Raw genomic sequence first — 16748 nt, 5'->3', positions numbered from 1 at the left:
GTAAGCGCTGTTCAGCGGCCACCTACCGGATGATGGGGTGATCTGCGAGTCTGCGGTTCGATTTGGACCGTTAGGCTTAGAATGGACACAGTGCATACTGCTATCACGGAGCCGGTACGGCGGCTTGAGGTCTTCACCGGCGCCGGCCGTCGGCGGAAGTGGAGCGACGAGGACAAGGCGCGGATCGTCGCGGAGATTGTGGCGAGCGGCGACTCGGTCTGTTCGGTAGCCCGACGGCATGGATTGTCACCGCAGCAGTTGTTTGGCTGGCGACGTCAGTTGCGAGAGGCAGCAGGCGGTCATTCCGAAATAGAAGAAGTGCAGTTTGTGCCGGCGGTGGTGGATGTCGCAGTGCCGGCGCCTGCTCTTGGCCGGGAGCGCAAAGTGGCGCGCTGCAAACCCAAACCGGATGTCCGAACTTGCCGTTGCGATGCCGGGATCATCGAGATCGAAGTCGACGGCATCACGATCCGGGCCGGTCGTGGTGCGGACACGGCAATGATTGCGTCGATCGTCCAGGCGCTGAAGGCGAGCCGGTGATCGGTCCGTCGGGTGCGGTCCGGGTGATGGTGGCGACCAAACCGGTGGACTTCCGCAAGGGGATGGAAGGGCTTGCGACCCTGGTGCGCGAGAGCATGGGGGCTGACCCATTCTCGGGAGCTGTCTATGTGTTCCGTGCCAAGCGGGCGGATCGGATCAAGCTGGTGTTCTGGGACGGAACGGGTCTGTGCCTGTTCGCCAAACGGCTTGAGGATGGGATCTTCCGCTGGCCGAAGATCGAGGACGGCGTGATGCGTCTGTCGGCGGCGCAATTGTCGGCGCTGTTGGAAGGGCTCGACTGGCGGCGTGTCCACGAGGTACGGGAGACGCCAGCGCCAACGCAAGCCGGATAGTTGTTGGCAGCGCTGCGGCGAAGTGAATCAGGGGCATCGAGCGCGTCGCCAGATGGCGGCGAATATGCTCTGAATTGCGTGTGAGCGACGCCCTGCCTGACGATCCCGAGACGCTGAAAGCGATGCTGCTTGCCGAGCGGTGCGAGAGCGAACGGCTGCGTCAGATCATCAAGGAATTGCAGCGGCATCGGTTCGGCCGGCGGGCAGAGACCTTGCCTGAAGATCAGATGCTGCTGGGCCTGGAAGATGTCGAGCAGGTCGCAGCGTACAGCGAGACGGCGCAGGACGTCAGCGCACCTGAAAGCCGTGAGGCTCGGGCTCGCAAGCGCCGGATCAACCGTGGCGCCTTGCCAGCGCACTTGCGGCGGATCGAGGTCGTCGTCGATATCGACAATAAGATCTGCTCCTGTTGCCAGGGCGAGTTGCACCGGATCGGCGAGGATAGAAGTGAGCGGCTGGACCTGGTCCCGGCGCAGTTCCGGATCCTCGTCACCCGGCGTCCCAAATACGCCTGCCGGGCTTGCGAGGACGGTGTCATGCAGGCGCCGGCCCCGGCCCGGCTGATCGAGGGTGGTCTGCCGACCGAGGCCACCGTCGCCCAGGTCCTGGTCTCCAAATATGCCGATCACCTGCCACTCTACCGGCAGGCGCAGATTTACGCCCGCCAGGGCATTGAGCTTGATCGTTCGACGCTGGCGGACTGGGTGGGACAGGCAGCCTTCCATCTGCGCCCGTTGCATGAGCGGCTCCTTGGCAAGCTCAGGCAGCGGCCAAAGCTGTTCGCCGACGAGACGACGATGCCGGTGCTCGATCCCGGCCGCGGGCGCACCAAGACCGGTCAGCTCTGGGCCTATGCGGCGGACGACCGGCCATGGGGCGGTGCCGATCCGCCGGGCGTCGCCTATGTCTATGCGCCCGACCGCAAGGCCGACCGACCGATCGCTCATCTGGCAGGCTTCAAGGGGATCCTGCAGGTCGACGGCTATGCCGGCTATGGCAGGCTCGCCGAGCGTGGCAACGTTCAGCTTGCATTCTGCTGGTCGCACATGCGGCGTAACTTCTACGAACTTGCCACCCCCGGTCCTGCGCCTATTGCGAGCGAGGCGCTCAAGCATATCGCCGAGTTCTATGCCATCGAGAAGGACATCCGCGGCCGCAGCGCCGAGGAACGTCGTCTCGTTCGACAACAGAAAAGCCGGCCGCTGGCGGAAGCCTTCGAGCTGTGGCTCCGCGCAAAGCTCGCGTTGATCAGCCAAAAGGGCAAGCTGGCAGACGCCATCCGTTATGCGCTCTCACGCTGGGATGGCCTGACGCGCTTCATCGATGATGGCCGTATCGAGCTCGACAATAACGCCGTCGAGCGCTCGATCCGTCCGATCACGTTGAACCGTAAAAATGCGCTGTTCGCAGGCTCCGACGGCGGTGCCGAGCACTGGGCCACCATCGCCTCCCTGGTCGAAACCTGTAAGCTGAACGACCTCGATCCGCTTGCCTACCTGACCGACGTCCTCACCAGGATCGTCAATGGTCATCCGAATAGCGAGATCGATCAGTTGCTTCCGTGGGCCTATTGCCGTCACGACCTCAGAGCTGTGGCCTGAAAACAGCGCTTACGCTCTATCGGTCCAAGCATGAGCTGATCTTCGTCTACCGGGTGGGGTCAGCCTCTCATCTCAACATGGTCGAGCTCGGCAAGCACGGCCGCAACCGCACTGGGACTACGCCTCGGCCAATTCCATGCGGGGCGGCCGGCGCGAGGATCTTGCGCTGCATCCAACCGTCAAGCCGGTCGGGCTCGTTGCGGACGCCATCAAGGACGTCACCAAACATGGCGACCTCGTGCTGGATCTTTTCCTGGGTTCCGGGACCACCCTGCTCGCTGCCGAGCGCGCCGGACGACGTTTTCGCGGGATCGAGATCGATCCGAAATACGTCGATGTGGCGCTCGAGCGTTGGTCGGCGCAAACGGCCCTGGAGCTCCAGCTTGAGGGAGCCGTCTCGTGAACGATCAACTCAGCCCCAAGACGGTGCCCACCCCGAACGCCCCAATGGAGGCATCAGTTCGCCCTACTGACGTTGCCGGTATTGTCTCCGAATTCCAGGTGCAACGGAGTTTCACACGATCCACAATGCCCTCGCCTGCCAAATGGATCCGACCCGCGCGCGCGGCATCGAACCCGTCTCGCTTCCAACGGCCATCGTCCTGAGCATGGGTCAGCACAAGAGCAGTTTTAGAGAATACCGAGGTCAGGCTTTGCGTCGCCGCCCCAAGCGCATACTCTGAAAGGCGGCGGCAGGCTGGTATCCCAATAAGGCTCGGGTTGAGGGCTCAGATATAAAAGAGGACGATTGCGGAGCCCGAAGAAAGAGAAAACTATCACTTGGCCTTTAGTGGAATTGCAGGCCAGTTGGGAAGGATAGTCTGTAGCCAAGGCGCCAAACCAACCAAGCAGCCGAGACAACCTTCCCAATTCTTGAATAAAATCAAACTGCTTGTAGACCGATCGCACGCTTACGTGCGGTTCGATAGCCAACCAAGCCTAGAGCAAAGATGGCCAAGGCAAACAATGGAAGCCCAGCCGGAAGTGGCACCGCCGAAACCGACAGACCAAAACTTGAAGCTGTACCAGTAAAATGGGACACAGAATAGTTGCTAGCATAACTTTTTGATGTATCAACAGAAACAAGCTGACTTATGCTGCCGGAGCCCGCTCCGATGACCCCTCCGCCCGAAGTCGTGTAAATGCCAGAGAGCGTATTACTGCCCCCAGAGTAAGAATAGGAGAGGTTAGAAAGAGTAAACGACCCATTTGTATTGTAGCTGAACGTAAAAAGGTACTCTTGCAACGACGCGGCTGACGCTGGGCCAATAAATGAAAACACAAGGGAAACCACGCCCAAATATTTAGCTAGCTTGTTCATCTAGCGCCCCTTCCAAATAAACCACAAACGTTGAAAAACTTCGTTAACCAACGTTAATTCCGAACAATCAGAAAAGCAATGAAAAATTCTGCAATGCGCAATAGAAGCGCTGCGCTCCAATTTCGGCAGCTACGAACTTAGCGGATGCCGGTTTCCCGCGACATTCGACTCGGAACGTAAGATTCGATCATAGGACCAATATCAGCGACGAATTTCTTCACAACTGCGTCTGCCTTAGCATCCTCTCCATTGTGAATCGTCGCGACAATGCGGATGAGGGCTCCGTCTGACCTGTTCTCAACAATGGCGTCTCTAATCGCATAGTATCGAAGTGCATTTTCGTTTGCGATATGGCGGCCTCGCTCCTCAAACCAATAGTACACGACTTGCTTCACATCTCGCTTTTCAATGATGGCGCGGTTCACGTCGATTGATACGCCATCATTGAAAGGCAACTCGACTACCGATTGGCTGGTAATGGTCCATCCGCCGCCAGGTATGCAAAACTGAGGGCTGTGCGGATGAGCACCAGCATGCTGCGATGCGTAGTAGGCCACGTAAAAGTTCAACGAGAGACCCACGGTCGGATCGACGTAGTCTGCCAAGAGATAGTCCGTAAATCCCATCGAATCGGCCAGATCCCCATCAAGGACGTGCGGCACACCGCGCCAGATTTTGTACTCCATGGGGAACAGCGCTAATGGCTGACGCGTGGGCATGATTTCGGCGCGCACGGCGGGTAGGCTTGCGAGAAGGCCCGCCCCAGCAAGCAAGACGATACCTGCAGAAAGCGATGATCGCGATAGCGGCCAGTTGATCAACCTATCCAGTGTGAATTTATCAACGATCATGAGATCGGAGACAAGGAAGCGACCGGGCGGGTTTCCAATACTGAGCAGACACCAAACCTCGAGAAACAATACGCCTATGCATAGCGAAAAGACCGCGAAACCTGCGACGGTATGCATCACGCCGACCGATGTATCAATGTCGAAATAGCCAAGCAGCACAGCGATCATCGCAATCCGGCCAGCATTCATGAAAATAGCGATCGGAAAGCAGGACAGAAGAACCAAAACTTTCTTCCAGAGCCGGTCCTCCATCAACATTGAAACGAGATATGCGAAACCCATCAGCGGGAAGAGATAACGCAGACCATTGCAAGCCTCCGCAACCTCGAGGTTTCCGGTGGCGAGGACGATCACATTGCCGTCGAGCAATGCCGGCACCTGAAACAATGAAATAAAAATCGTCCCAAGCTTGGAAGATAATAACTGCATCTCTGCCGAAAGCGACATATAGATGGTCAGCGGAGGTGGGACCACGAAAAGGAGGTACACCAAAGGTGCGGCCAAGACCCTCATGGAGTTTGACCCGAACGATGCCCATGCAAACCCAGCTAAGCCCAATATGGTACCGTAGATGGTCAGTGTGTAGCTGCCGGTCGTCCATGCGAACAACATGATGGCAACTGCCAATGCCACAACTGGAACGCCAATTGCATAATTTCCACCAATCTTGGCCGTGCGGAGGCGTTGTGCGAAAATGAGCACAGCTAACGGGACAATAAACCAGGCGTGACTATATTCCTGTTGGTTCCAGGCCGAAAAAAGCGGAAGCAGCGAGCGCCAACCGCCGGCAATCGAACCAATGCAAATGGCGAGCGCAAACGCTCCCCCAAAGGTCCTGCCTTCGGTCCGCCGAAAATTGACTGCTTCCATAGTCGCCTCAGCAAATCGTTCGGGGTAGATCCTATTTGATGATGGGCAGAAATGCGAGGCCTGCAGTGCGAAGGTGTAGCAGGTGCGGCAGCTGCAACCATTTTGATCAATAACTTTCAGGCGCCGTCAATTCCATGAAAATTTCGCTGAAGCTTTTAGTATGCGCGGTTCTTTTGCTACTCACGGCTTGCGGGAAGCAAGAACAGAGCAGTGAGACTGCTTCGTCTTCTCTAATCAAGGCTCAAGAACTGTACAGTGCGGGCCAATTTCAGGCGGCGCGCGCCGAGGTTGAGGCATCCATCAAGGCCGACTTTAAAGCCAGTCAGGCGCACTTTCTCGCTGGGCAGATTGCGGAAAAACTCGGCGATTTGGACAGGGCTCTAAACGAATTCGTGACTGCGGACGCAACCGCGCCGCGCTCCGAAAAAGCGCGAGCGGCGGCGGCAAAATTATTGATCCGAGCTCGTGCGTACAATCTCGCGGAGCAGTGGATCGCCAAATGCCTCGCAGATCTGCCCAATGACCGAGCGATGAAGGGCTATCGGGCCCTTCTAAGGCAGCGATTGGGAGATGGCCGTAATGCGCGCGCTGACGCAGAAGCTATATTGGCCGAGAATACGGGAGATGTCGTCGCAAATGCAGTTTTAGCCGAAGAGGCGCTTCAGAGAAGGGACCCAGCCAATGCGCTAATCAGAATCAATGCTGGTCTGGCAACCGATGCTTCGGACGGGAGGCTTTTGCAACTGAAGGCCGAAGCATCAGCTCAACAAGGACACTTGGATAGCGCGCTTGAAATTTATAGAGCGCTGATTTCAAACGATCCCTCTGAGGTTGAATATCGGGTCGCCCTTGCCGAGCTATTTTCGAGGAACTCGAGAGTTGAGCAAGGTGAGCAGGTTCTGCGGGATGGGGTTGCCATAGCTCCCGGCGACATCAACATGCGAATGCAGCTCGTTTCTTATCTTACCCGCCACCGCGACAAGAATGCTGTTATTCGTGAGCTCACTTCAGCGATCGCGGCTGCGCCAGAGACCACTGTCTATGACGTCGTATTGTCGGATGTCTACGCACGAGACAATCAGTTTGTCGCCGCTGCAAAAATTCTGAATGACGCAACAGCGCGAACCCACTCGGAGGCATCGCGCAGTTCAGCCCAGTTGGCGCTTTCAAGACTCTTGATCGCGCACAATGATCTTGGATCTGCCAAGAGCATGCTGGAAGCCGCGACAAAGAGTAAGCCAGCTGACGATGAGGCGCTTGCCGTTCGCGGGCAGCTATTGCTGAAGGAGCGAAGCCCTTCAGGTGCAGTCGATACGTTCTTGTCGATAGCTCGACGTCAGCCTGCAAATGCAGAACTGTTCTCGCTGTTGGCAGACGCCTATCTTCAAAATGATCAGGCCAAGGAGGCTGTTGCCGCTCTTAGGCGCGTCACGAGCCTGAGGCCATCGGATCTCACGCCAATCCTGCGCATTGTGGATATCCAAATCGGTCTAGGGGGCCTTCGAGAAGCACGGCGTACCGTCGATGATTTCCTGGGGCGTAATCCCGATTCGATCGATGGGCGAGTGTTGCAAATTCGGCTTGCGCTTCGAAGCAAAGATTTCTCTACTGCGTATTCAGCTCTTACCCAGCTCAGCAAGTTGCCCGAGGCCGGGCAGCAGGTCATCAGACTTGACGGCGAAATCAGAGAGGCACAGGGACAGTATCCTGATGCGGTTGATCTTTATCGCCGGCTCTTGATCCAAAAAGTCGACGACCGCTTTGACGTACCAGGCGCTCAAGCTTTTGCCCGCGCTTCAATCGCGGCTGGACAAGCAGGCGAGGCGATAACCCGGCTTGAACGGATTGGCTCCAATATTTCGCCGACCGACGTTGCGGCTTACGATATGACCCTCGCCAGCCTTTATGACAGCATTGACCAGGCGAATAAAGCGAACGCCCTGCTTGAGTCAGCTATGCGCGCCACACCAAAAGACGCTGCGCCGTATCTTCAACAAGCCGCGCGTTACGCGCAAAGGAAGCAAATTGAGCAGGCTCTGACGTCATTGGATCGCGGGATAGAGGCCGGAGCGCCGAAGGAGCCATTGCTTCTTGGGCGCGCGGACGTTCAGAAATCCAACGGGCAAATCGATGGCATGATCGCGAGCTATCGCGATGTGCTTAGCTCCAACCCTGAGTCAATCATTGGCGCCAACGAACTTGCAAATCTACTTGCCGATCAGAAGCCTGTGGATAAGAACGCTCTGCGCCAAGCTCGCGATATCCTGCAGGTAAACGCGACTTTCAAAAACCAAGCGATTCTCGATACGTTGGCTTGGTCGGCCTATCGCCTAGGTGAATTTGATAAAGCACGAGAACTAATGAACTTGGCTAACCCTGATCGACTATTGACGCCGCAAATGCGCTTCCATCTGGGGGCCATTTTAATTGCGACAGGTGAACGGGCCAAGGGTAGAGGGATCATCAAAGATACTCTCAATGATGTTTATGCGGGCCGGATTGAAGCGGAGAAGATTCTAGCCGATTAGCCCGCGAAAGCTTCCGAACTGAGTGGTAAACTGGCATTAGAGGGTTTGCCATTTGTTAAAACCACTTTGGCGAAAGATGCGAGAAAATGCTACCTGCCTAGCGCCTCATTCGAACGTCCAACACTCTCGTATTGGAAGCCAGCTGCGGCCATCTCTTTGGGGCGGTAGATGTTGCGGAGATCCACGACGATCGGCTGTGCCATGGTCGCCTTCAACCGGTCGAGATCGAGACCGCGGAACTGCGTCCATTCGGTGACGATGACGAGCGCGTCGGCGCCTTCAGCACAGGAATAGGCGTCCTCGCAATAGGTGATGCTGGGCAGCTCACTCTTCGCCTGCTCCATGCCGACGGGATCGAAGGCCTTCACCTTGGCGCCCATGTCGAGCAGGCCGGTGACCAGCGGGATCGACGGCGCATCGCGCATGTCGTCGGTGTCGGGCTTGAAGGTGAGGCCGAGCACGGCGATGGTCTTGCCACGCAGCGAGCCACCGAGCGCCTGGCTCACTTTTCGCGCCATCGCGCGCTTGCGGTTCTCGTTGACCGCCAGCACGGATTCGACGATGCGCAGGCTCACGTCATAGTCCTGCGCGATCTTGATCAGCGCCTTGGTGTCCTTCGGGAAGCAGGAGCCGCCGAAGCCGGGACCCGCATGCAAAAACTTGGTGCCGATGCGGTTGTCCAGGCCAATGCCGCGCGCGACCTCCTGCACGTTGGCGCCGACCTTTTCGGAAAGGTCAGCAATCTCGTTGATGAAGGTGATCTTTGTCGCGAGGAACGCGTTCGCGGCGTATTTGATCATCTCGGCTGTGCGGCGTTCCGTGAACATCAGCGGCGCCTGATTCAGCGAGAGCGGACGATAGACGTCGCCCATCACCTTGCGGCCGCGCTCGTCGGAGGTGCCGACCACGACACGATCGGGGAACTTGAAATCGCGGATCGCCGCCCCCTCGCGCAGGAACTCGGGGTTCGAAGCGACGACGACGTCGGCCTTGGGGTTAGCCTCACGGATGATGCGCTCGACCTCGTCGCCGGTACCGACCGGCACGGTCGACTTCGTCACCACCACGGTGAAGCCCGAGAGCGACTGCGCGATCTCGCGCGCGGCGGCGTAGACATAGGAGAGATCGGCGTGACCATCGCCGCGCCGCGACGGCGTGCCGACCGCGATGAACACGGCATCGGCGTCCGCGACCGGCTTGGACAGGTCAGTGGTGAAATCGAGCCGCTTGGCCTTGACGTTGGTCGCAACCAGCTCGTCGAGCCCCGGCTCGTAGATCGGGATCTCGCCGCGATGGAGGCTAGCGATCTTCTTCTCGTCCTTGTCGACGCAGGTGACGTCGTGACCGAAATCCGCAAAACAGGCCCCGGACACCAGTCCCACGTAGCCCGTGCCGATCATCGCGATTCGCATGAAAAACTCTTTCGGTTAAAGACGGATACTCCATTGAACACCCTAGACCATTTCTCTATTCGACCGCACGCCCAACATTAGGGCAAGTTGCTTCGCTAGCCGAATAAACCTTAGCCGCTACGCGTGACAAGGATTGCGGACACTTCTGGCACACGCGACGAGCAATTTGCATAGTCATCCTAGCCAGTGACGAGAGCGATCCGCTCACGCATCCGTCAAAATGTTCCATACACGGCAGCTCGATTTGACGCATAAACCAGAAGAGGACTTTTGATATCAGCGAACGATCATCATCGAGCACTTCATCGCGTCGTATAAAAGCTTTTGGACAGGTGGCGAGACACGTGGTGGCTGAGTTCCGGCCACGTCGTGTTTTTGACGGAGAGGCTTGCGGACTTGCGCTTAGAGAGAGCTACTCCGACCTCAGTTGACCGCTGCGGGAAACATCGCGCGCAAACCTAATGAATGTACTGCTCGATGCACCTTCTCCACTGCATATATCCGGGCCCGAGCAGGTGAATCCCATCAAAGGTGCATTGCTTGATGAGGCCGGCCTCTGGCGTTGAGAGGGATTTGTTCAAGTCGATGAACGTCAGGCCATTCTCGTCAGCATGGGCGCGGAGAAGCTTGTTGAGGACGCGAATGTCGTCAAGTATCCCTCCGCACACTGCTCTCGAGCTTCCAGGGTGGACTGGATGTAGACGTTGACCTTCTGCTCGGCGAGCCGGTCGATGATCTTTCGATAGTTCTCAAAAGTGACGGCAACGGGCTCGTTGAGGGCAAAGTCGTTAAATCCCACCATCACAAATGCGCGTTGTGCTCCGACGGCAAGTATGGCGGTTCGCCTATGATTCCTCCTGCGGCCATCTGCAACGACCGCACGAGGTAGAACCTCTCCTGGCAAATCGCCCCGAAAGCGAGGCGGCGAGCGCGATGAGAATTGTCGAACGCCTTGTTTCATTCGATGGGATTGAGCACAAATAATTCTCACGGTAGCGCAGGGCTTTTCCGCTTGAAAGGGCTAAACCGCGCGAACGATGCGACCTTGCGCTTCAAGGCTCTGGAGGTCTGGCCTGAGGTTGGAGGCGGAGAGAGAGACCCAACTCGCGAGCCTTGCGGTGAACCTCACCGGTCGATCGCCCGAGTTCAATTGCGATCTGTGACGCACGCCGTTTCCGGGCAAGCACCTTCAGCCGTGATATTTCTTCCTCAGTCCAACGGCGCATTCCCGCCACCGCATTGCATACGCAACTGCACAACTCTGTCGCGGCTGGCCCGTTCCTTGCCCCTCAGCCTGCGCGCTTTCTCACTCATAGCGGCACTGTCGTTCTCGACCGGCAGCAGCCGTGGGTCGGCTCTCCCAGTCGAGAAGAGCAACTTGCCACACAGATGAGGAAAGATGTTGTTCGAGTTTCGTGGTCAAAAACTGTGCAAGCTGGCGGGTTGGCTCGTCCTTGCCTATATCGCCTATGGGACGCTCTCTCCTATCAAACAGCGTCCCGTCCTGACCGGCATCCAATTCGAGCACTTCGCTGCGTTTGCCCTGCTCGGAACAACCTTCGCGCTTGGTTATTCGCGCCGGATCGGACTAGCGCTCGCCATTGTCCTTGGGAGCGCACTCGTCGGTCTCGAGGCGCTTTAGCTGGTGACACCGGATCGACATGGACGCGCGATCGACGCTCTGGCAAAGGCCGCGGGCGCTCTATTTGGACTAGGCACAGGTCAACTGATGATTCTGGTGCTGCGAACCTGGCTTCCACGATCGAGGAAGCCATCAGAATCAACGGGGGCGACGAGCTGAACCAAAGCCAACCCGACTCGCCTCAATAGCCTTCCAGATTGGCAACAAGACCGTCGCCTGACGAGCTGACCTTGATATGAATGACGGATTGTCCCGCGTCGTGACGATTTTTCCCGACGACAACAAGGGAAAAGCTGTCGTCGCCATTAAAGTCCGACTTGGCAAAATACCGAAATCCCGGACCGACCAGTACCAGCTCGCCGCGCTTCGGCTGCTCGGCGATCGACACGCTGAAGATTTGCATTGTCGACCAGCGAAGTCCCTGAATACAGTTGGCGCCCGGTTTGATCGTCATCGACCAATCGATACTGTCGCCGGCAAGCTTATAAGGCTGATTATCCCGCAGGCAATTCAGGGTTGCTGTCGCAGGCCCGATCGAGAGAGCGGCCATCAGCAAAACGAGAGCAGGAACAGGAGAAATTTTCATTGGTGACATCCTTCCCGAGGATGATGCACCGACTTGGGCTAACGTTCGGTAAGCCCCGCTTGCAAGGGGGCAGGCTTGGTAAATGTGAGGCTAAAATCCAGGCAGTGACACTGGCAAGACGGAAACTCGAACGCGTATATTCGGTTTCTCAGGCTCGTTCGGGCCTTTTATCATCCGACCACGCGAGACAGACGTGAAGATCGCAATCAATCTCATCATGCTGATCAGCGGGCTCGTTCCGAGCGCAGTTGCCGGCGGCCCAAGCCCCGAGGTGGCCCGGAAGTGCATGCGCTATTCCTATATCGCTTATCCGTATCAACGGCCTGGATCGGTGCGGATGAGCGGCGATCGCCAGACCTATTTCAGGGACTGCATGGATAAGGAAGGCAATATTCCTGTCCCGGAAAAGCCTGCATCATCCGCCCAGCACCAATCCTAGAGTTCGCAGTCACTTGGATTGCGTGCCAACATCCATGTTGCCGTTATTGGCGACACATTTGTTAAAATAGTCGTGCTGAACGCGCCCTGATCCTTTCGAGCTGCCGGCGGCTGGGTTACCCGGCTCTCGCGCAGGAAACTGCTTGGCCGTCAATGCGCTGCACTTGCGGGCGAGGTCCGCCGTGAGCGCGGATCCCTGGCCCGGGACGACGCTGACGGCAAGGCACGTCACGGCCAGCAGCATAAAGAACGATTTCAGATTTGCGATCATGGTCATCTTCCCTGCGAGAGGGCCTTCCCGGCGGATGGACCTCTCGATCCGCGCTCATTCAGCCATTGTAGTCAAGATGCGTAACGGCGATACAGCCGAAAATGCCGTATTCGTCGCATCCGGATTCGTTTAATGTGACTGTCATGCCATCAAGAACGCGACCCTGGCGATGAGTTCGGGCGACCTGATACCGAGCGACCGCGACCAGCCGGAGCAGGCTTCCACTGAGGTCCAGTTCGCTCTCGTCATCGCCCGCATGATCGAGACGGTAGACCAAAGCCCTGAGCATTTGCGTCAGGCTGTCTATGACCTTGCTCGCTACAAACTCCAAGAGCAATTCACCCACGCCGATGCCAAGGACGTCAAGCACGCGCAGCAGGCGCTCGAGGCTGCAATCCGGGGCGTTGAACAGTTTTCACAGCAGCAGCCAAGAATCGCACCCTCGCTGTCCAAACCGCAGCCTGGTGAAGTCCCGGCCCAACTGTATCATCTCCCGCACGCTGCCCCCCCTCACGTGCCGCTGCCGGCCGGACCGGCTTGGCAGATCGGACCAAAATCGATAGCAGCCCTAGGCCGAAGGTCTCAGCTCGCCATGATGCGACGAACTGCCGCAATGCTTCTCATTCTCGGCGGCATTCTGCTCATCTTCCAGTATCGGGAGCGCCTGTCGCATCTCGCACAAGACCTGGCCCGGGGTCTATCCCACCAGGACAAGGCAACTGCGCCGCCACGGGCCGAGGCCGCAAATGCTCCTGTACCGAAGCCGGCTCCGCCAAAGCCCAACCCGCTACGACCGACAGATTACGGAATTTATGCGCTCGCCGCTGATCGTCTGGTAGAGCTGCCGCTTCTCCCCGGCAAGCCACCCGACGCCCGCGTTGCGGTGTCGGCGGCGCTCAAGGCGCCGAGCCCGACCCTGCTGCCGAACGGACACCCGAAATTCGTCGTATTCCGCCGCGACTCCGCGGCCAATGCAGCCGACCGCGCCGAGGTTCGCATCCTAGCCAGGGTCGCCCGAGAATTTTCCGCCGAAGCCGCTGGCAAGAGGCCTGACGACGGTGAGGCGACCTGGGTGATCAGAAATGTATCGTTCCCGTTCCGTTCGTCGCCTCTCCCGGATGCGCCCGAGATGTACGAGCTGCATAGCGACGATCCGGCGCTGGAATTGGCACCAGGGCGCTACGCCCTAATCCTCAAGGGGCAGGCTTACGACTTCACGATTCCAGGAGAAATTACCGATCCCCGGCATTGCATCGAGCGGATCGTCCTGACGACGGGCGTTCTCTACAACGATTGCAAGAAGCTCTGATGCCTTCCAATTCGCAATGGCACGCTTAGCTAACAGTTACCGGTTGTCGATTAACCGGATCGATGGAGGCAACAATGCGCACGTTCCTGCTCGGAATCCTCGTCACGGCAGCGCTCACCGCCTCACCATTGGCGGCGGTCGCTCAGGGAACGCAGCAACAGGGACAGAAGAGCCAAGCCCAAACCCCGCGCAGGCCTGTTGCAACCCAGCCGAGCAACAGCCCATTCCAAAACCCGATCGGCCAGGGCGTGCCGCCGGCGGTCTCGGCGAATCCCAATCTCAACAGCAATAGCACGTTGACCAATCCGCCACGCTGACCATGCGGTGCTGGCTTGGCCTTCGAGGCGCGGAATCCCGCATCGTAAGGGGATCGCGCGGCTACGAGATCAACCAAGCGACGGCGTTGAACGCGGCGACCGCCAGAGCATAGAGCCAACCGAGCATCGCCGCCATCATGGCTCCCAGAAACCCAATCGCGACCGCTCGTTCAGCAAGCACGGAGCGTACCTCGCCTGCTACGTAAGCGCTGTTTTCAGGCCACAGCTCTGAGGTCGTGACGGCAATAGGCCCACGGAAGCAACTGATCGATCTCGCTATTCGGATGACCATTGACGATCCTGGTGAGGACGTCGGTCAGGTAGGCAAGCGGATCGAGGTCGTTCAGCTTACAGGTTTCGACCAGGGAGGCGATGGTGGCCCAGTGCTCGGCACCGCCGTCGGAGCCTGCGAACAGCGCATTTTTACGGTTCAACGTGATCGGACGGATCGAGCGCTCGACGGCGTTATTGTCGAGCTCGATACGGCCATCATCGATGAAGCGCGTCAGGCCATCCCAGCGTGAGAGCGCATAACGGATGGCGTCTGCCAGCTTGCCCTTTTGGCTGATCAACGCGAGCTTTGCGCGGAGCCACAGCTCGAAGGCTTCCGCCAGCGGCCGGCTTTTCTGTTGTCGAACGAGACGACGTTCCTCGGCGCTGCGGCCGCGGATGTCCTTCTCGATGGCATAGAACTCGGCGATATGCTTGAGCGCCTCGCTCGCAATAGGCGCAGGACCGGGGGTGGCAAGTTCGTAGAAGTTACGCCGCATGTGCGACCAGCAGAATGCAAGCTGAACGTTGCCACGCTCGGCGAGCCTGCCATAGCCGGCATAGCCGTCGACCTGCAGGATCCCCTTGAAGCCTGCCAGATGAGCGATCGGTCGGTCGGCCTTGCGGTCGGGCGCATAGACATAGGCGACGCCCGGCGGATCGGCACCGCCCCATGGCCGGTCGTCCGCCGCATAGGCCCAGAGCTGACCGGTCTTGGTGCGCCCGCGGCCGGGATCGAGCACCGGCATCGTCGTCTCGTCGGCGAACAGCTTTGGCCGCTGCCTGAGCTTGCCAAGGAGCCGCTCATGCAACGGGCGCAGATGGAAGGCTGCCTGTCCCACCCAGTCCGCCAGCGTCGAACGATCAAGCTCAATGCCCTGGCGGGCGTAAATCTGCGCCTGCCGGTAGAGTGGCAGGTGATCGGCATATTTGGAGACCAGGACCTGGGCGACGGTGGCCTCGGTCGGCAGACCACCCTCGATCAGCCGGGCCGGGGCCGGCGCCTGCATGACACCGTCCTCGCAAGCCCGGCAGGCGTATTTGGGACGCCGGGTGACGAGGATCCGGAACTGCGCCGGGACCAGGTCCAGCCGCTCACTTCTATCCTCGCCGATCCGGTGCAACTCGCCCTGGCAACAGGAGCAGATCTTATTGTCGATATCGACGACGACCTCGATCCGCCGCAAGTGCGCTGGCAAGGCGCCACGGTTGATCCGGCGCTTGCGAGCCCGAGCCTCACGGCTTTCAGGTGCGCTGACGTCCTGCGCCGTCTCGCTGTACGCTGCGACCTGCTCGACATCTTCCAGGCCCAGCAGCATCTGATCTTCAGGCAAGGTCTCTGCCCGCCGGCCGAACCGATGCCGCTGCAATTCCTTGATGATCTGACGCAGCCGTTCGCTCTCGCACCGCTCGGCAAGCAGCATCGCTTTCAGCGTCTCGGGATCGTCAGGCAGGGCGTCGCTCACACGCAATTCAGAGCATATTCGCCGCCATCTGGCGACGCGCTCGATGCCCCTGATTCACTTCGCCGCAGCGCTGCCAACAACTATCCGGCTTGCGTTGGCGCTGGCGTCTCCCGTACCTCGTGGACACGCCGCCAGTCGAGCCCTTCCAACAGCGCCGACAATTGCGCCGCCGACAGACGCATCACGCCGTCCTCGATCTTCGGCCAGCGGAAGATCCCATCCTCAAGCCGTTTGGCGAACAGGCACAGACCCGTTCCGTCCCAGAACACCAGCTTGATCCGATCCGCCCGCTTGGCACGGAACACATAGACAGCTCCCGAGAATGGGTCAGCCCCCATGCTCTCGCGCACCAGGGTCGCAAGCCCTTCCATCCCCTTGCGGAAGTCCACCGGTTTGGTCGCCACCATCACCCGGACCGCACCCGACGGACCGATCACCGGCTCGCCTTCAGCGCCTGGACGATCGACGCAATCATTGCCGTGTCCGCACCACGACCGGCCCGGATCGTGATGCCGTCGACTTCGATCTCGATGATCCCGGCATCGCAACGGCAAGTTCGGACATCCGGTTTGGGTTTGCAGCGCGCCACTTTGCGCTCCCGGCCAAGAGCAGGCGCCGGCACTGCGACATCCACCACCGCCGGCACAAACTGCACTTCTTCTATTTCGGAATGACCGCCTGCTGCCTCTCGCAACTGACGTCGCCAGCCAAACAACTGCTGCGGTGACAATCCATGCCGTCGGGCTACCGAACAGACCGAGTCGCCGCTCGCCACAATCTCCGCGACGATCCGCGCCTTGTCCTCGTCGCTCCACTTCCGCCGACGGCCGGCGCCGGTGAAGACCTCAAGCCGCCGTACCGGCTCCGTGATAGCAGTATGCACTGTGTCCATTCTAAGCCTAACGGTCCAAATCGAACCGCAGACTCGCAGATCACCCCATCATCCGGTAGGTGGCCGCTGAACAGCGCTTAC

The 16748-nt window shown here is 58.8% G+C and carries 18 protein-coding genes; 9 read left to right on the top strand and 9 right to left on the bottom strand.

Annotated elements, in window-relative coordinates:
- The first annotated feature begins 81 nt into the window (after window positions 1-81).
- The 4 genes from tnpA (UB31_RS21140) (at window position 82) to UB31_RS21125 (ending at window position 2897) form a co-directional block, all read left to right on the top strand.
- The gene (tnpA, locus tag UB31_RS21140; protein WP_045005335.1) at window positions 82-540 is read left to right on the top strand and encodes an IS66-like element accessory protein TnpA; all 459 of its coding nucleotides are present in this window, start codon (window positions 82-84) and stop codon (window positions 538-540) included.
- Window positions 537-893 (top strand): IS66 family insertion sequence element accessory protein TnpB, encoded by a 357-nt coding sequence (tnpB, locus tag UB31_RS21135; RefSeq protein ID WP_045004130.1) that lies wholly within the window; start codon window positions 537-539, stop codon window positions 891-893. The genes tnpA (UB31_RS21140) and tnpB (UB31_RS21135) overlap by 4 nt, the downstream gene beginning before the upstream one ends.
- A 122-nt stretch (window positions 894-1015) precedes the next feature.
- Complete coding sequence (gene tnpC, locus UB31_RS21130) at window positions 1016-2494, top strand: IS66 family transposase (protein WP_045010987.1); 1479 nt, start codon at window positions 1016-1018, stop codon at window positions 2492-2494.
- Window positions 2495-2630: 136 nt separating this feature from the next.
- Window positions 2631-2897, top strand: coding sequence for a DNA-methyltransferase (locus UB31_RS21125; RefSeq protein WP_050044808.1), 267 nt, complete (start codon window positions 2631-2633; stop codon window positions 2895-2897).
- A 480-nt stretch (window positions 2898-3377) separates the two neighbouring features.
- Here the strand turns inward: UB31_RS21125 and UB31_RS41545 are convergent, their stop codons facing one another.
- Window positions 3378-3815 (bottom strand): hypothetical protein, encoded by a 438-nt coding sequence (locus tag UB31_RS41545; protein WP_156175476.1) that lies wholly within the window; start codon window positions 3813-3815, stop codon window positions 3378-3380.
- A gap of 137 nt (window positions 3816-3952) precedes the next feature.
- Window positions 3953-5536 carry a VPLPA-CTERM-specific exosortase XrtD gene (gene xrtD, locus UB31_RS21120; protein ID WP_045012271.1) on the bottom strand — a complete coding sequence of 528 codons (1584 nt, stop codon included), beginning with the start codon at window positions 5534-5536 and terminating at the stop codon, window positions 3953-3955.
- 134 nt (window positions 5537-5670) lie between these two features.
- On the opposite strand from xrtD, the gene UB31_RS21115 reads away from it, so the two are divergent.
- Window positions 5671-8064: a tetratricopeptide repeat protein gene (locus UB31_RS21115; protein ID WP_045012270.1), complete on the top strand. Its 2394-nt coding sequence runs from the start codon at window positions 5671-5673 to the stop codon at window positions 8062-8064.
- A gap of 89 nt (window positions 8065-8153) precedes the next feature.
- On the opposite strand, the gene UB31_RS21110 is transcribed toward UB31_RS21115, so the two are convergent.
- On the bottom strand, window positions 8154-9476 hold the full coding sequence (locus UB31_RS21110) for a UDP-glucose dehydrogenase family protein (protein WP_045012269.1): 1323 nt from the start codon (window positions 9474-9476) through the stop codon (window positions 8154-8156).
- Between the two features lie 592 nt (window positions 9477-10068).
- Window positions 10069-10278: an SGNH/GDSL hydrolase family protein gene (locus tag UB31_RS21105; RefSeq protein ID WP_045012268.1), complete on the bottom strand. Its 210-nt coding sequence runs from the start codon at window positions 10276-10278 to the stop codon at window positions 10069-10071.
- Between the two features lie 597 nt (window positions 10279-10875).
- On the opposite strand from UB31_RS21105, the gene UB31_RS40540 reads away from it, so the two are divergent.
- A complete protein-coding gene (locus UB31_RS40540; protein WP_082078579.1) occupies window positions 10876-11118 on the top strand; it encodes a hypothetical protein in 243 nt (80 codons plus the stop codon).
- A gap of 181 nt (window positions 11119-11299) precedes the next feature.
- On the opposite strand, the gene UB31_RS21095 is transcribed toward UB31_RS40540, so the two are convergent.
- The gene (locus UB31_RS21095) at window positions 11300-11704 is read right to left on the bottom strand and encodes an Ig-like domain-containing protein (RefSeq protein WP_245306037.1); all 405 of its coding nucleotides are present in this window, start codon (window positions 11702-11704) and stop codon (window positions 11300-11302) included.
- Window positions 11705-11897: 193 nt separating this feature from the next.
- On the opposite strand from UB31_RS21095, the gene UB31_RS21090 reads away from it, so the two are divergent.
- Entirely contained in the window at window positions 11898-12143 is a 246-nt protein-coding gene (locus UB31_RS21090) for a hypothetical protein (RefSeq protein WP_197090838.1), read from the top strand.
- Window positions 12144-12152: 9 nt separating this feature from the next.
- On the opposite strand, the gene UB31_RS21085 is transcribed toward UB31_RS21090, so the two are convergent.
- A complete protein-coding gene (locus tag UB31_RS21085) occupies window positions 12153-12413 on the bottom strand; it encodes a hypothetical protein (protein WP_245306036.1) in 261 nt (86 codons plus the stop codon).
- Between the two features lie 169 nt (window positions 12414-12582).
- Here UB31_RS21085 and UB31_RS21080 point away from each other — a divergent pair, with 169 nt between their 5' ends.
- A complete protein-coding gene (locus UB31_RS21080) occupies window positions 12583-13722 on the top strand; it encodes a hypothetical protein (protein WP_045012266.1) in 1140 nt (379 codons plus the stop codon).
- 74 nt (window positions 13723-13796) lie between these two features.
- Entirely contained in the window at window positions 13797-14039 is a 243-nt protein-coding gene (locus tag UB31_RS21075) for a hypothetical protein (RefSeq protein WP_245306035.1), read from the top strand.
- 215 nt (window positions 14040-14254) lie between these two features.
- Here UB31_RS21075 and tnpC (UB31_RS21070) read toward each other — a convergent pair whose 3' ends face one another.
- The 3 genes from tnpC (UB31_RS21070) to tnpA (UB31_RS21060) form a co-directional block, all read right to left on the bottom strand.
- Window positions 14255-15733, bottom strand: coding sequence for an IS66 family transposase (tnpC, locus tag UB31_RS21070; RefSeq protein ID WP_045010987.1), 1479 nt, complete (start codon window positions 15731-15733; stop codon window positions 14255-14257).
- Between the two features lie 122 nt (window positions 15734-15855).
- Complete coding sequence (gene tnpB, locus UB31_RS21065; RefSeq protein ID WP_045004130.1) at window positions 15856-16212, bottom strand: IS66 family insertion sequence element accessory protein TnpB; 357 nt, start codon at window positions 16210-16212, stop codon at window positions 15856-15858.
- The gene (gene tnpA / locus UB31_RS21060) at window positions 16209-16667 is read right to left on the bottom strand and encodes an IS66-like element accessory protein TnpA (RefSeq protein WP_045005335.1); all 459 of its coding nucleotides are present in this window, start codon (window positions 16665-16667) and stop codon (window positions 16209-16211) included. Before tnpA (UB31_RS21060) ends, tnpB (UB31_RS21065) begins: the two co-directional genes overlap by 4 nt.
- Window positions 16668-16748: the final 81 nt, after the last annotated feature.

The organism is Bradyrhizobium sp. LTSP849 (assembly GCF_000938255.1).
Classification (GTDB): Bacteria; Pseudomonadota; Alphaproteobacteria; order Rhizobiales; family Xanthobacteraceae; genus Bradyrhizobium.
The sequence above is the reverse complement of the archived record's forward strand: the minus strand, read 5'-3'. Positions and strand labels throughout refer to the sequence as shown.

Coding starts and splice junctions, on each gene's coding strand:
- UB31_RS21115 (WP_045012270.1), top strand. CDS start 5,671: ATGAAAATTTCGCTGAAGCTTTTAGTATGCGCGGTTCTTTTGCTACTC.
- UB31_RS21095 (WP_245306037.1), bottom strand. CDS start 11,704: ATGAAAATTTCTCCTGTTCCTGCTCTCGTTTTGCTGATGGCCGCTCTC.
- UB31_RS41545 (WP_156175476.1), bottom strand. CDS start 3,815: ATGAACAAGCTAGCTAAATATTTGGGCGTGGTTTCCCTTGTGTTTTCA.
- UB31_RS21085 (WP_245306036.1), bottom strand. CDS start 12,413: ATGATCGCAAATCTGAAATCGTTCTTTATGCTGCTGGCCGTGACGTGC.
- tnpC (WP_045010987.1), bottom strand. CDS start 15,733: ATGCTGCTTGCCGAGCGGTGCGAGAGCGAACGGCTGCGTCAGATCATC.
- UB31_RS21075 (WP_245306035.1), top strand. CDS start 13,797: ATGCGCACGTTCCTGCTCGGAATCCTCGTCACGGCAGCGCTCACCGCC.
- UB31_RS21080 (WP_045012266.1), top strand. CDS start 12,583: ATGAGTTCGGGCGACCTGATACCGAGCGACCGCGACCAGCCGGAGCAG.
- tnpC (WP_045010987.1), top strand. CDS start 1,016: ATGCTGCTTGCCGAGCGGTGCGAGAGCGAACGGCTGCGTCAGATCATC.
- UB31_RS21105 (WP_045012268.1), bottom strand. CDS start 10,278: ATGGTGGGATTTAACGACTTTGCCCTCAACGAGCCCGTTGCCGTCACT.
- xrtD (WP_045012271.1), bottom strand. CDS start 5,536: ATGGAAGCAGTCAATTTTCGGCGGACCGAAGGCAGGACCTTTGGGGGA.
- UB31_RS21125 (WP_050044808.1), top strand. CDS start 2,631: ATGCGGGGCGGCCGGCGCGAGGATCTTGCGCTGCATCCAACCGTCAAG.
- tnpA (WP_045005335.1), bottom strand. CDS start 16,667: ATGGACACAGTGCATACTGCTATCACGGAGCCGGTACGGCGGCTTGAG.
- UB31_RS40540 (WP_082078579.1), top strand. CDS start 10,876: ATGTTGTTCGAGTTTCGTGGTCAAAAACTGTGCAAGCTGGCGGGTTGG.
- tnpA (WP_045005335.1), top strand. CDS start 82: ATGGACACAGTGCATACTGCTATCACGGAGCCGGTACGGCGGCTTGAG.
- UB31_RS21110 (WP_045012269.1), bottom strand. CDS start 9,476: ATGCGAATCGCGATGATCGGCACGGGCTACGTGGGACTGGTGTCCGGG.